Source organism: Alistipes sp. (assembly GCF_048465575.1).
Lineage (GTDB): Bacteria > Bacteroidota > Bacteroidia > Bacteroidales > Rikenellaceae > Alistipes.
This window is the reverse complement of record NZ_DBFWLG010000013.1, coordinates 156310-169309: the sequence shown is the minus strand read 5'-3', so window position 1 is coordinate 169309 and position 13000 is coordinate 156310. Positions and strand designations below refer to the sequence as shown.

The following is a 13000-nucleotide window of genomic DNA, read 5'->3' as shown; positions in this document are numbered from 1 at the left end:
CCGATAAACCAATACTGAATTTCAGACTTTTAGCTTCCATTTCGTCACTTGAATGAGCCTTAGACTTATGGAATGGAATATTCGGTTCACCCAGCGGTTACCTGCGTCGGTTGAACTTGTACTCGAATGCAAAGGTGAAATAGCTGCTGTAAAGGCGTTCTCGTGTGACGGAGACTCCGGTCGGACCTTGGCCGATGCGGATGCCCGTCTGGCGGTTGAGAATGTCGTAGGCGTTGAAAGCGAGTGAGGCGTTGCGGTCCCAGAAGCGGCAGCCGAGGGAGAGGTTGAGCTGGTGGCTGTCGTTGTCGGCGGCGTTGAATGTATCGTTGCGCTCGATCCAGAGGTTGTAGCTTGCCAAAGCGAAAAAACGGTCCACATCCCAGCGCAGGGTGGCTCCGGCGCGCTCCGAGAGGGTGCGGTTGGAATAGCCGTCGGGATTGCGATCCCAGAAAAGATTGGTCTCGCTGTCAAGGGTAATGCGAAATTTCGACGAAAAATTGGTGGTGAATTTGGCTTCGAAATTGGCCGAGTGATTCTGCGAACGCTTGGGTCCCTGCCCCTGGTCTTCCAGGGGGTTTTCAAAATTGTAGGACGCTTCGAATTCGGTGAAACAACGCAGGGGTGCGATGCGCGTTTTGTAGGATGCGAACAGATGAATGGCTGCCTTATTGCCACGGTTTTCGGGTCTTGTGAGCCAGGCTCCCGCCGGGACGAGGTAGTCGTCGTACTCCGCAAGGCGGGTCTCCTTTTCGAAATAGGTACGGGTGAGGATCACGGCGTCGGTGGTCAGGGCGATGCTGCCGGAGATTCTCATTGAACCTTGCTGACCGATCATCCCGTCGTGGGAGATGTTTATTTCGTACTTTTTTTCGGGGTCGAGACCCGGATTTCCGGCCGAAAGGTTCAGCGGGTTGGCATCGTTGAGACGTGATGAGTAATACTGCATTTGCAGGATCGGTTGTGTCTTTTGCAATCCGATTTGAGTTGTTCCTCGTGCATGGTCGTAGTTGTAATTCATGGATGCAAGGAACTGATGGAAAAGCCGGTCGCCGGGAGATGCCCGCAGACGGTCCCGGCGGGAGAGGGACAGGAGCTGGTAGTCGGTGTTTAAGATGAGATAATGTTTGTTGTTTCTCAGTGTATAACCAATCCCTGTATTCACCGAGAGCGTGCGGTCTTTTGCCAGTTCGGATAGGGCCGGGTCGAGTTCTTGTGTGGCAGCGTCGATAACTCTGATTCGCTGGTCGGTTCCCTCATATTTGATTCCGGTGCTGAATCCGATAGTACCTGCCCGCTCGAAATCGAAGCCGTATGAGACCGAACCGCGGGTTTCGATAGTGGGCCCGGGAGCGGCATTGCGGAAAATATGTTGAGTAGCTGTTTCCTTTTCGTTCTCCGTTTGGGTTTCGTTTCGGATGCGGTTGTTTTCGACGTCTCTGTAATCAAAATGAATCGATGCTCCGAAATTCTGGTTTTCATTCACCCGTGTATTCACCTGTCCCGACCATTTGAAACCGGAGCTGTTTCCCCAAGATTCCCCGGTGCGCATCAGATCCAATAACTGAGCATTATCCTGCATCGTCCTCTGGCGGAAGAGATCGGTCCCGGATTGGTTGGAAAACCCTCCTCCGATCGAGGCCGAGAGATTGGTTTTTTTACCGGAAAAGGAATAATTGGCATTGAAAGTATGGCTCCCGCTTTCCCGTTTTGTCCGGGTTGTATCGGCTTGGTGGCGCGAGGTAAAGTATTCGGTAGGGTAGTAATTTCGCTCTGCCGTCTGGTATTGTTCGTTGGTGCTTGTGTTGTAACTGTAAGAGGCTCTGTAGCTATGTATCTGGTTGGCTGTACCCGACACGGAAACGTTAGCATCGGATCGGCGCTTCAGTCCCGGCTGCGGTTTGCCGAAAGTATACCCGGTGAGGTTGCTGCTCTGCCCGCTTAGGGCGATTTGGAGGGCTTGGCTGTAATAACCGGCATCGGCATTTGCATTGTAGCGTGTCGGACGGTTGCTCTCCACGTCCGGCTCGAATCCGGTGCCGGCTTCGGCATGGGAATTGGCCGCGAGGGATTTGGAAAAGTCCTTGAACGTGACGACATTGAGCACTTTGCGCTTGCGGGCGTTTTTGCCGTGGATCGCTGCTTCCTTTTCATCGATCTCGTCGTAGGCCTGGATGGAGGCGACCTCTTCGGCTTCGAGTTGCTTGAGGGCCACGGAGGGGTCTTCCCCGAATAGTAGCCGGCTGTTGACATAGGTACGCGAGACGGGCTCGCCGAAAATCGTTACTCCGCCTGTGTCGAAGACCTCCACACCCGGCATATTGCGCAGGATTTCGAGCGCCTTTTCGCCCTCCATCGTCTTGACGGCCTTGGGAATGTAGACGATGGTGTCCCCTTTCATTTCGTACATCCGGATGCGGCTTTTGACGACCACGGCGTCGATCTGCTTGGGGTCTTCGGCCAGCCAGACGTCGCCCAGATCGCGCTCCGGTGCGTCGGTTTTCAGATAGACCGTGCGGATGCTGTGCCCCAAATGGCTGATCTCCACTCGGTTGTTAGGGCTGACACGACATGTGAACCGGAAACGGCCCTCCTTGTCGGCGAGGTACTGCCGGACGGCGGTCTTGTCGACATAGCCCAAGCCCACCACGGAAATAACGGCTGCGGGCAGCGGCTGCCGTGTCAGCGAGTCGACGACGCGGCCCGTGAAGACGGTTTCGCTGAAATACTTTCCGGTGACAATATCTCTCGTCTGCGCCATAGCCCCCGCGTAGAGGGCTATGGTGAAGAGAAGAAAAAGGATACGCTTCATCAAAAATAATAGTTATCGTTCTCTTTTTCCGTTACTTTTAAGGACACTTTCATGGTTTCCGTCCCAAGATAATTTGTTATTTTAAAAGAATACACACCTGAATCTTCGGGTTGGGCATCATTTATTATAAATGTTATATATCCGAACTCGTTATAGAGGCGATATCTTGTTTGGTTCTCAAAATCTATCTCTGTTTCGTTGAAATAAACCTTAATCTCAGGTACTGGGGTGCCCCTAATTCTAAATGAAAATTGGACTGTTGTACCGGCTTCTACCGTGCCATCTTTAAGTAGTGTGACGAATTTAGGCGGTGCGGGTTCATTTTTGGGTTCGGTACTTTTCGCTTCGATGGCTCCCATCGTGAGGAATCCGATTGCCAGCACGATTGCGTAAAATTTTTTCATAAGGCAAAGGTTTAAGGTGGCAGGTGGTAAGGTAAGTAATGGCGGCTCGATGAAATTAGATCAATTCCAATCTAAGACTTTTAGCTTGACGGTTTTGGATGCCATTCCAACAATATTGGTCAATACAAAAGTATATTCCCCTTCGTCTTCTGGATAAACTTCGATAATTTGGAAAGTTACTATTCTGTTCCTGTAAGAGAGTTTATACTTTGCGTTGAGTTGTATGGCATTTCCATCTTTTAAAACCTGAATAGTTGGCTCTGGATTACCCAAAACTCCAAAAGACCATATAGCAGTTTGGCCCTCTTTCACTGCTAAATCCCTGGGAACAGGATTGAACGCTGGTTGCTTAAACTCTGTGTTAGCGGACCCGTTCACATGGATGGCTCCCATCGTAAGGAAGCCGACTGCCAGCACGATTGCGTAAAACTTTTTCATAAGGCTAAAGGGTTAGAGGCTTAACATATTGCAAGGTAAGTATAATTACTCAATAAAACAATTCTGAAAATGAGGCAATTAACTTGCGGTTTGTAATTTGATTCGACTATTGGCTTGTAAAAATGACACAAATGGTCACTGGCGGATGTTGAAGCGGAATTCGAACGAGACGGTAAAGTAGTTCGACCCCATGCGGGTCCAGTAGTAGCTGACGCTTTGAAGGCTCTGCGAGGAGGTGACCGCCGCGTAACGGTTCAGAAGGTCGTAGGCGTTCAGCGCGATGCGGCCTCGCTCTTTGAGGATGCGGTAACCGAGCGAGAGGTTCAACAGGTGGCTGTCCGTATCGCCCAATGTGGGGGAGGCGATATGCAGCCACGTATAATCCGTTGCGAAGAAGAGTCCGGGGGTGATGTCCCACTGGAGGTTGGCCTTCACGTGCTGGTTTAACAGACGGCTCCGAATGCCCAGGCCGCGCTCCCATTGGGCCGAGGTGACGCTATGCAGTCCGATGCGCAGTTGGGGCGAGAAGTTGGTCGTAAGCCCCACCTCCAGGTCGGCGGCATGGTTGTGAGCACGGCCCGAGCGGTCGTAAAGGAGGGTTTGCGGGTTGGCGTAACGGTAGCCGCCCTCGGCGGTGAAGAAAAGCCGCAGGGGAGCGATGCGCGTCTTGTATTTGACCGAAGCGTGTGCACTCAGGTATTTGGGACCGTTCTCGGGCGTTCGGAGCGTCGAGCCGGCAGGTGCTTCGAAATCGTCGTAGCGGGGCAGCGGGGTCGCCTGCTCGAAATAGGTGCGGCGGTAGATGACCGGATCGTCGTGCAGGGTGCATCCGAGGCTTGCGCCGAACGAGGTGGAGCGGTGTATCTGCTCGAATTCCAGACGCAGGTCGTGGGTTTTCTCGGGTCTGAGCAACGGATTTCCGGCCTTGAGATTCAGCGGAGCGGTGTCGTCGATGCGCGAGGAGAAATCCTGGGCCCACAGCGGCTTGTACATTGTGGAAGCATAGACGTCGAAGCTGGACCGTGCCTGCCTGAGAGTGTATCTCAGGGCGCCCGTAAGGTGATGGAAGAGCCTGTCGTAGGCTATGTTGCGTTGCCGATCGGCGTAGTCGCGCTGCTCGAGGACGTATTCGAACATGGCCGAGAGTTGATGGCGACCGTGCTGGAGGAAATAGCTCGCTTTGGGGCTCCAGGTGGTCGTGTTGTCGAGGGCATTCTCCGAGCGGGCCGCATCCACCGCACCGGTCAGCCGATCGGTGACGAGCCTGCGTTTGGTCCAACCCGTGTAGTTCGCTGCGGCGCTGAACGAAAGGTTTCCGGCATCGCCCAGAGAAAAACCGTAGCTCAACTCTCCCCAGAAATTTCGGTCGGGAGCGGGTGCGAACGTAGACTGATCCAGTAAGGTGGTGCCCTCTTCGCTCCTCCGGCTTTCGTAGCTGAGGCCACGGGATTGGCGGTCGGTGTACGAGAGCCCGCCGAAGAGGCTCAGCCTGTTGTCGTTCGGGAGTGTCCGGGAGGCGGACAACTGCCATCGAATCGTATGCGAATCCGATTTGCTGCGGCTGCTGCGCCGGGTGGCCGAAAGGGGGGCTCCGTCGCGGTCCGTGGCCTGGAGCAGCTCTTCGAAATCGCTGCCGTTCGAAATTGCTCCTGTCAGCGAGGTGACCAGGAGCGTTTTTTCGGTCTGGTAGGTGTAGTTGCCCTGGAAGGAGTGCTCGTCGGAACGGTTATCCCGGCGAGTAGTGTCTCTCTCCCGCTGCGAGGTGAAATAGCTGGTCGGAAAATAGTCGCTTTGCGAATGACGGAGCTGTTCGGAAACAAAACCCGCATATCGGTAGCTGGCGCCGTATTTGTGGGCGTCTTTCTTCCCCGATACCGAGGCGTCGGCATTGGATGCGCGGTAGGTCGCGTAGGGCGTGCTCCCGGGCTGCGTGAGGTTGTTCGTCTGACCGCTGGCAGCGATCTGCAAGGCTTCGCTGTACGAACCCGCTTCACCCGATACCCGGTAACGGGCCGGGAGATCACCGTCGACGTTGCGGCGCAGATCGCTCCCGGCAGCGACGAGCCCCTTGGCCGTGAGCGACTTGGCGAACTTTTTGAATGTGACGACGTTGAGTACCTTGCGTTTTCGGGCGTTCTTGCCGTGTTTGACGGCATCCGCTTCGTCTACCTCGTCGTAGGCTTCGATCGAGGCGACCTCCCTGGCCTCCAGCTGCCGGATAGCCACCGCAGGGTCCTCGCCGAAGAGGAGTTTTTGGTTGACATAGGTGCGTTCGACGGGCTGGCCCAAGATCGTGACGTTGCCATCTTCGGTCACCTCCACGCCGGGCATGTGGCGCAGGATTTCGATCATCTTGTCGTCCTTCATGGTGTTGACGGCCCGCGGCAGGTAGATCGTCGTGTCGCCCTTCATGCGGTACATCTGTAACCGCGCCCTGACCACCACCTCATCGATCTTCTCGACGCTTTGAGCCATCGGTATGTCGCCCAGGTTGCGCTCCGGCTCATCGGTCGCAAGGTAGACAGTCTTGGGCCTATACCCCAGAAAGGTCGCCTCGATCCGGTTGTGGGGTCCTGCCGGGCATTCGAAGCGGAAATAGCCGAGCGTGTCTGTCACGAAATTACGCACGGTGGTCTGGTCGAAGCTGTTTTTTGACACTAGGGAGATCACGGCTGCGGGCAGCGGTTCGCGCGTGAGGGAATCGACGATCCGGCCCCGGAATAGGGTCTCGGAGTGTCCCTGCACAAAGACGACCTGCTGCGCACCGGCCCCTGTTGCGAGGGTCAGCGCACAGAGCAGGGAAAACCATCTTATGCTTCGCCTCCGCTTCACGGTTGCTCTTTCCGGGGTTTGCGGACGGAGATAGTCCAGCGGGATTTCATCAGTTCGGGGTTGCAGGTCATCGCCAAAAACGCTTCGTCGTACGCGACGACCTCATATGTACCGGATTCATCGAGAGTGATGCGTACGACCGTATAGCCGTTTATGTTGGTCGATGCCCGTTTCCAAGCCATCCGTTTGGGCCGTTTGCCTCTTAGATCGTACAGTTCGAAAGTCGCTTCATTGCCCTTCGTCGTTCCGAAATGCACGTCGAACGGCTCCCCCGCGTAGAGCGTATCCGGGAAGATATCCATTCCGTCTTTGCTTTCCGCGTTGTCGGTTTGGATCGGCATCCTTTCGCCCAGTTTTATTGGTCTAAGTTTGGCTTCGAAATGCTCTGCGCGTTGCTTCGGAGATAGTCGGCTCTTAAACGTTTGGTCGTAGGAGGTCAACTCTTCCATGCTCTGAGCCGAAGCCGCACAAGAAAGAGTTGCGGCAAAAAGGGACAGTAGTAGTCTTTTCATTCTTGTTGCGGTTTTTCATCCCTTTGCGTATGGATCTCGAATACCCAGCGGGATTTCATCAGTTCGGGTTGGGATGCAAGTTGCAATATCTCCTCATCATAAGCGACGACCTCGTAGGTGCCGGGTTCGTCGATGACAATACGGACGACGGTATAGCCGTTTATGCTGGTCGACGCCCGTTCCCAGGCCATCCGTTTGGGCCGCTTTCCGCGACGGTCGTAGAGTTCGAAGGTCGCTTCATGCCCCTCCATCGTTCCGTAATGTACGTCGAACGGCTCCCCTACATAGAGCGTATCCGGAAAAACATCCATTCCGTCTTTGCCCTTCGGCTCGTAATTCATATTTAACGTTATGGTTGTTTGGTTGCCGTGTCGAGCTTCGTAACGTGTCTTACGCTGCTCGTGGGAGATTTTACTGAGGAGAGTCTGGTCGTAGGAGGTCAACTCCTCCATGCTCTGAGCCGAAGCCGCACAAGGAAGAGTTGCGGCAAAAAGCAGAATGGCAATATGTTTCATTATTTCGGGGCTTTGACTTTGATTACAGCTAACTCGTTGATCGAACCATAATTGTTTTTTATTTCAATTGCAAAGACAATCGTATTAGGGCCATCACCGACATCTATAATCGTGTTAGTAATAACACCAAAATGATTAGAATAAAAAACGTTATCTGAACCGCCTACTCCTCCTCCCATCAGAGTAATCTTCACCTCACATGGCTCGCTTCCAGCATATCTGCAAACCACAGCCGCAGCCATTCCCGATTCAACTATGGTCTCTGCAGGACGTTGTACGAAGTAAGGTGGTTGCGCATCATTTGTTCCTGCTGCAAATGCTCCCAACAACAAGGTGATGGTCAGCACGAAAGTAAATAGTTTTTTCATAATACAAAATTTTAAGGGTAAACTTGTATGGCTCTTGCAAGGTAACGAAAAATTCTCTAACATTCAATTGCGGAACCAACGGGTGCGAACAAATAAGTGTCGATCAAGCCTTATCTGTAAAACCGGAGTTCAGACCACGGAATGTAACGATTTGCGCTGGTTCCTCCAATTTACGGTCGCACTTTGCGAGGCTCGCGGACGGAGATGGTCCAGCGGGATTTCTTCAGTTCGGGGTCGGATGCAAGTTGTAGGTATTCTTCGTCATAGGCGACGACCTCATAAGTTCCGGGTTCATCGATGACAATACGGACAACGGTTCTTCCGCGTATGTTTTTCGAAGCCCGTTTCCATCCTATCCGCTTGGGTCGTTTACCTCTCAGATCGTAAAGCTCGAAAGTCGCTTCATGCCCTTCGTCTGTAATATAATGTACGTCGAACGGTTCTCGGGCATAGAGCGTGTCCGGGAAAATATCCAGCCCGCTCCTGCCCATCGGCTGATCGGGCAGTATCATCGTAACGGATAACTTGTTTCCGTGACGTGCTATGAATCGGTCTGCATATTGTTCGTCTGACAGCTGACTGATAAACGTCTGTTCGTATGAACTCAGTTCTTCGATGGTTTGGGCTGAAGCCGTCGAATAGATAAAAGCGATAAGAATGAAACAAATAATGTTTTTCATATTCAAGATCTTCTAATATCAATTCGAACTGTTGTGCTTACTGTTCCACATCTGTTGGAAAGTTGGAATCTTAATAAAATGGAAGTGTCGGTATCACCGACATCCTTGATCATGAAAAAAATATCGGAGTTGCTTACCATCATGATTGTATTATCCAAAGTGATGACATCCCATGGAGCTGTAAGTACGTCGAAGCGTACATCGATCGGTTGGGAACCACTGTAAAGAAGTGAAAAAGAGACCGGATCACGAGGTTTTACAACGATAGGGTCCTTAATTGTTCGGACAAACCTCGGAGGATAGCAGACATCAGATCTGTCGATGCTTCCTGAGGCTGTTGCCCCCAGCATCAATGCGATTGCCAAGGTGGCTGTGACGAGCTTTTTCATAATACAAACTTTTAAGGGTTGTAAAACATTTGTATGGCTCCTGCAATATATGAAAAAAACTCCTGAAAACCAATTTTTCCGTAACCAAAATCCCCGCTTTCAGTTGCAGTTGTTATAATATAAAGGCGGGTTGATTACAATCTGAAAAATACGGGCCGGAACCTGAATGGTTCCGGCCCGCGGGCTGTGTGAAGCGCGTGGACGGTCAGACCGTCATGATCTCTTTCTCCTTTTTAGCCAGGGCTTCGTCCAGCAGTTTGGAGAACTTTTCGAGCAGTTTTTGCGACCGGGTTTCGCCGTCCTTCGACTCGTCCTCGGGCATGCCCTCTTTCTGGGCGCGCTTGAACGATTCGACCGCGTCGCGGCGGGCGTTGCGCAGGCTGATGCGGGCGGTTTCGGCCTCGCCGCGCACCTGCTTGACCAGCTCCTTGCGGCGCTCTTCGGTAAGGGGCGGAATCGACAGGCGGATCGTCTCGCCGTTGTTCGAGGGCGTCAGTCCGATGTTGGAGTCGATGATGGCCTTTTCCAGAGGACGCAGCATGTTCTTGTCCCAGGGTTGGATCAGGATGGTCTTGGCGTCGGGAACGGTGACGCTGGCGGCGCCCGATACGGGCACCTGCGAACCGAAATAGTCGACCATCACCCCGTTCAGGGCGTTGGGCGACGCTTTGCCGGCGCGGACGTTCAGCAGCTCCTCCTCGAGGTGGTCGAGGGCTTTCTGCATGCGGGCGGTGGCTTCGTTGAGAATCGTCGTGGTATCCATACTGTATTTGAGTTTAGTTTGTGTCGCGGGGTGGAAGCGCGCGTTCGATGGCGGCGATCAGCTCCTCGAACTCCTGCTCGTCGAAGCCCACCGTGGCCAGGAGGACCTTGCCGTCGGTGCCGATCAGAAAGTTGCGCGGGATGAAATTGGAGGCATAGCGGTCGTAGATCGTGCGCGAGGGGTCGAGCCCCATCGCAAACGTGTAGCCCGTCTTCTCGCGGAACGCGGCGACTGCGTCGCGCTGCTCGCCGCGCGAAACGGGCAGAAAGAGGAACGGCCGGCCGGCGAAGCGGTCGATGATCTCTTTCTGGACGTGGGTGAGCTCCTCGCGGCAGGGCGGGCACCACGTAGCCCAGAAATTGAGCAGCACGACCTTGCCGCGCAGGTCCGAGAGGGTGATCCGGCTGCCGTCAAACATCTCGACCGTGAAATCGGGGGCCTCTTCGCCGACCTCAACCAGGGTCGTGGCGTCGGGTGCGGCTTTCTTGGCCTGGCGGTTGCCGCAGGAGGGCAGCAGGAGGATGACCAGCACGATCAGGACGATCAGCGCCAGCATGATCCAAAGCGAGCGGTTGCTTTTTCGGGTTGCCATGTTGCTTAGTTGTTTACAAGGGTTCCGATGGGCTCTCCGGCAAGAACCTTGCCCAGATTGCCGGGGGTGTCCATGTCGAAAACGATGATCGGCAGGCCGTTCTCGCGGCAGAGGGTGAATGCCGTCAGGTCCATGATCTTCAGGTGGCGGGCGTAAACCTCGTCGAAAGCGATCCGGTCGAATTTCACGGCCGCCGGGTCCTTCTCGGGGTCGGCCGTGTAGACGCCGTCGACGCGCGTCCCTTTCAAAAGCACGTCGGCCTCGATCTCGATGCCGCGCAGGGCCGAGGCCGAGTCGGTGGTGAAATAGGGGTTGGAGGTTCCGCCGCCGATGATGACCACCTCGCCCCTTTCGAGGTATTCGGTGGCACGGGCCTTGGAGTAGTATTCGCCGATGGGTTCCATGCGGATCGAGGTCAGCACGCGGGCCCGCACGCCGTTGTCCTCGAGTGCCGATTGGAGTGCCAGCGAGTTTATGACGGTGGCGAGCATGCCCATCTGGTCGCCCTTAACGCGGTCGAAACCCCGTTTTGCGCCCGTCAGCCCGCGGAAGATATTGCCGCCTCCGATGACGATACCGATCTGGACGCCCGAAGCGGCCACATCGCGGATTTGCTCGGCATAGGATTGGAGCACCTCGGGCGAGAGGCCGTATTTCTGGGTTCCCTGGAGCGATTCGCCGCTCAGTTTGAGTAGTATTCGCTTGTAGTTCATCGCGTGTTGGGGTTTATCGTTACGCGAAGATAGGTATTTTTTCGAAAAATAATTGCATTTATTGACTATCTTTGCACGACCATGACGACGGACGGATACAGACTGCTCGGCAAAATCGACTCTCCGCGGGACCTCAAGCGGCTCACGCAGGAGGAGTTGCGCAGCTACTGCGACGAACTGCGGCATTACATCATCGAGGAGTGTTCGGTCCGTCCGGGCCACCTCGCGTCGAGTCTGGGAGCCGTTGAACTCGCTGCCGCCCTGCACTATGTCTTCGATACGCCCGACGACAGGATCGTCTGGGACGTGGGGCACCAGACCTATGCCCACAAGATCATCACCGGGCGCCGCGAAGCGTTCCGCACCAAGCGCCAATTGGGCGGTATCAGCGGCTTTCCGCGTATGGCCGAGAGCGAGTACGACGCATTCGGAGGCGGCCACGCCTCGGTGTCGATCTCCGCGGCGTTCGGCATGGCCAAGGCGGCCGAACTGCGGGGCGAAAAGCGGCAGATCGTGGCCGTGATCGGCGACGGTTCGATGACCGGGGGGCTGGCGTTCGAGGGGCTGAACAACGCCGGAGCGAGCAAGGCCACGAACCTGCTGGTCATACTGAACGACAACAACATGGCCATCGACCAGGCGACAGGTGCGCTCAAAAATTACCTGCTGAAAATCTCCACCTCGGTCCACTACAACCGCTTCAAGCAGCGGCTGTGGGGCGTGCTGTCGCATACGCCGCGCCTCTTGCGGCTCTGCCAGAAAGCGGGCAACGCTGTCAAGCAGGGGCTGCTGAACAACTCCAACCTCTTCGAGAGCCTCAATTTCCGCTATTTCGGTCCCGTGGACGGGCACAACCTTTCGGAACTGGTGCGCACGCTGCGCGCGCTGCGCGACATGCGGGGCCCCAAGCTGCTGCACGTTATGACGGTCAAGGGCAAGGGCTACCTCCCGGCCGAGAGGAACCAGCCCGCGTGGCACGCACCGGGGCGGTTCAATCCCGACACGGGCGAGCGGATCGCTTCGAAAGGCTCCGCGGCCCGCTACCAGGATGTGTTCGGCCAGACGCTCGTCGAGCTGGCGCGGCTGGACGAACGTGTGGTGGGCGTGACGCCCGCCATGACGTCGGGCTGCTCGATGAATCTCCTGCAAGAGACCCTGCCCGGCCGGTGTTTCGACGTGGGCATCGCCGAGGGCCATGCCGTGACTTTCTCGGCAGGACTGGCCGCGGCGGGCATGGTGCCGTTCTGCAATATCTATTCGACATTCATGCAGCGCGCCTACGACAACGTGATTCACGACGTGGCGATCCAGCAACTGCCGGTGGTGCTGTGTCTCGACCGTGCGGGGCTGGTGGGCGAGGACGGCGTGACGCACCACGGGGTCTTCGATCTGGCGGCTTTCGCGGCCGTGCCGGGGCTGACCGTCGCCGCGCCGATGGACGAAAGGGAGCTGCGCAACATGATGTATTCGGCCCTCCGGTCGGGATGTCCCTACATGATCCGCTACCCGCGCGGCAACGGCGCGGGAGCGGCGTGGCGCAACGAGCCTTTCGAGGAGCTGCCCCGGGGTCGTGGCCGGATGCTGCGCGAGGGCGAGGACGTGGCGCTGCTGACCATCGGTACGACGGGCAACGAGGCGGCACGGGCTGCGGCACGGGCCGCCCGGGAGGGGCTTTCGGTGGCCCATTACGACCTGCGTTTCGCCAAACCCCTGGACGAGGAGCTGCTGCACGCGGTCGGACGCCGCTTCCGCCATGCGGTGACGGTCGAGGACGGGTGCCTCCGAGGCGGCGTGGGCGAGGCCGCAGCGGCTTTCTTCAACCAGCACGGCTATCGCATCGCGGTCCGCCGGCTGGGTATCGGCGACCGGTGGGTCGAGCACGGCACTCCGGCCGAACTGCATGCCGCCTGCGGTTACGACGAGGAGGCGATTCTCGCGGCGCTCCTCGCCTCCGGGGAGCCGGACGGCCGCTGACCCTGTTTCAT

Annotated in this window: 13 protein-coding genes; 1 reads left to right on the top strand and 12 read right to left on the bottom strand. The window is 56.0% G+C overall.

What is annotated here, in order from left to right; genetic code table 11:
• Nucleotides 1-97 precede the first annotated feature (97 nt).
• The 12 genes from ACMQ11_RS05135 to pyrH form a co-directional block, all read right to left on the bottom strand.
• Nucleotides 98-2809, bottom strand: coding sequence for an outer membrane beta-barrel protein (locus tag ACMQ11_RS05135; protein ID WP_418991694.1), 2712 nt, complete (start codon nt 2807-2809; stop codon nt 98-100).
• Nucleotides 2809-3213, bottom strand: a complete 405-nt coding sequence (locus ACMQ11_RS05130) for an immunoglobulin domain-containing protein (RefSeq protein ID WP_418991693.1) — start codon at nt 3211-3213, stop codon at nt 2809-2811. The genes ACMQ11_RS05135 and ACMQ11_RS05130 overlap by 1 nt, the downstream gene beginning before the upstream one ends.
• A gap of 60 nt (nt 3214-3273) precedes the next feature.
• The gene (locus tag ACMQ11_RS05125; RefSeq protein ID WP_418991692.1) at nt 3274-3651 is read right to left on the bottom strand and encodes an immunoglobulin domain-containing protein; all 378 of its coding nucleotides are present in this window, start codon (nt 3649-3651) and stop codon (nt 3274-3276) included.
• Nucleotides 3652-3786: 135 nt separating this feature from the next.
• Entirely contained in the window at nt 3787-6483 is a 2697-nt protein-coding gene (locus tag ACMQ11_RS05120) for an outer membrane beta-barrel protein (RefSeq protein WP_418991691.1), read from the bottom strand.
• Nucleotides 6480-6995, bottom strand: coding sequence for a hypothetical protein (locus ACMQ11_RS05115; RefSeq protein WP_418991690.1), 516 nt, complete (start codon nt 6993-6995; stop codon nt 6480-6482). Before ACMQ11_RS05115 ends, ACMQ11_RS05120 begins: the two co-directional genes overlap by 4 nt.
• A complete protein-coding gene (locus ACMQ11_RS05110) occupies nt 6992-7510 on the bottom strand; it encodes a hypothetical protein (protein WP_418991689.1) in 519 nt (172 codons plus the stop codon). Before ACMQ11_RS05110 ends, ACMQ11_RS05115 begins: the two co-directional genes overlap by 4 nt.
• Nucleotides 7510-7878: a hypothetical protein gene (locus tag ACMQ11_RS05105; protein WP_418991688.1), complete on the bottom strand. Its 369-nt coding sequence runs from the start codon at nt 7876-7878 to the stop codon at nt 7510-7512. The genes ACMQ11_RS05110 and ACMQ11_RS05105 overlap by 1 nt, the downstream gene beginning before the upstream one ends.
• A gap of 170 nt (nt 7879-8048) precedes the next feature.
• A complete protein-coding gene (locus tag ACMQ11_RS05100) occupies nt 8049-8558 on the bottom strand; it encodes a hypothetical protein (protein WP_418991687.1) in 510 nt (169 codons plus the stop codon).
• Between the two features lie 2 nt (nt 8559-8560).
• The gene (locus ACMQ11_RS05095) at nt 8561-8947 is read right to left on the bottom strand and encodes a hypothetical protein (protein WP_418991686.1); all 387 of its coding nucleotides are present in this window, start codon (nt 8945-8947) and stop codon (nt 8561-8563) included.
• A gap of 205 nt (nt 8948-9152) precedes the next feature.
• The gene (frr, locus tag ACMQ11_RS05090) at nt 9153-9710 is read right to left on the bottom strand and encodes a ribosome recycling factor (RefSeq protein WP_418991685.1); all 558 of its coding nucleotides are present in this window, start codon (nt 9708-9710) and stop codon (nt 9153-9155) included.
• 13 nt (nt 9711-9723) lie between these two features.
• Complete coding sequence (locus ACMQ11_RS05085; protein ID WP_418991683.1) at nt 9724-10302, bottom strand: TlpA family protein disulfide reductase; 579 nt, start codon at nt 10300-10302, stop codon at nt 9724-9726.
• A gap of 5 nt (nt 10303-10307) precedes the next feature.
• Nucleotides 10308-11015: a UMP kinase gene (gene pyrH, locus ACMQ11_RS05080; protein WP_418991681.1), complete on the bottom strand. Its 708-nt coding sequence runs from the start codon at nt 11013-11015 to the stop codon at nt 10308-10310.
• 81 nt (nt 11016-11096) lie between these two features.
• Here pyrH and dxs point away from each other — a divergent pair, with 81 nt between their 5' ends.
• Nucleotides 11097-12989, top strand: a complete 1893-nt coding sequence (gene dxs, locus ACMQ11_RS05075) for a 1-deoxy-D-xylulose-5-phosphate synthase (protein ID WP_418991679.1) — start codon at nt 11097-11099, stop codon at nt 12987-12989.
• The last annotated feature ends 11 nt before the right edge of the window (nt 12990-13000 follow it).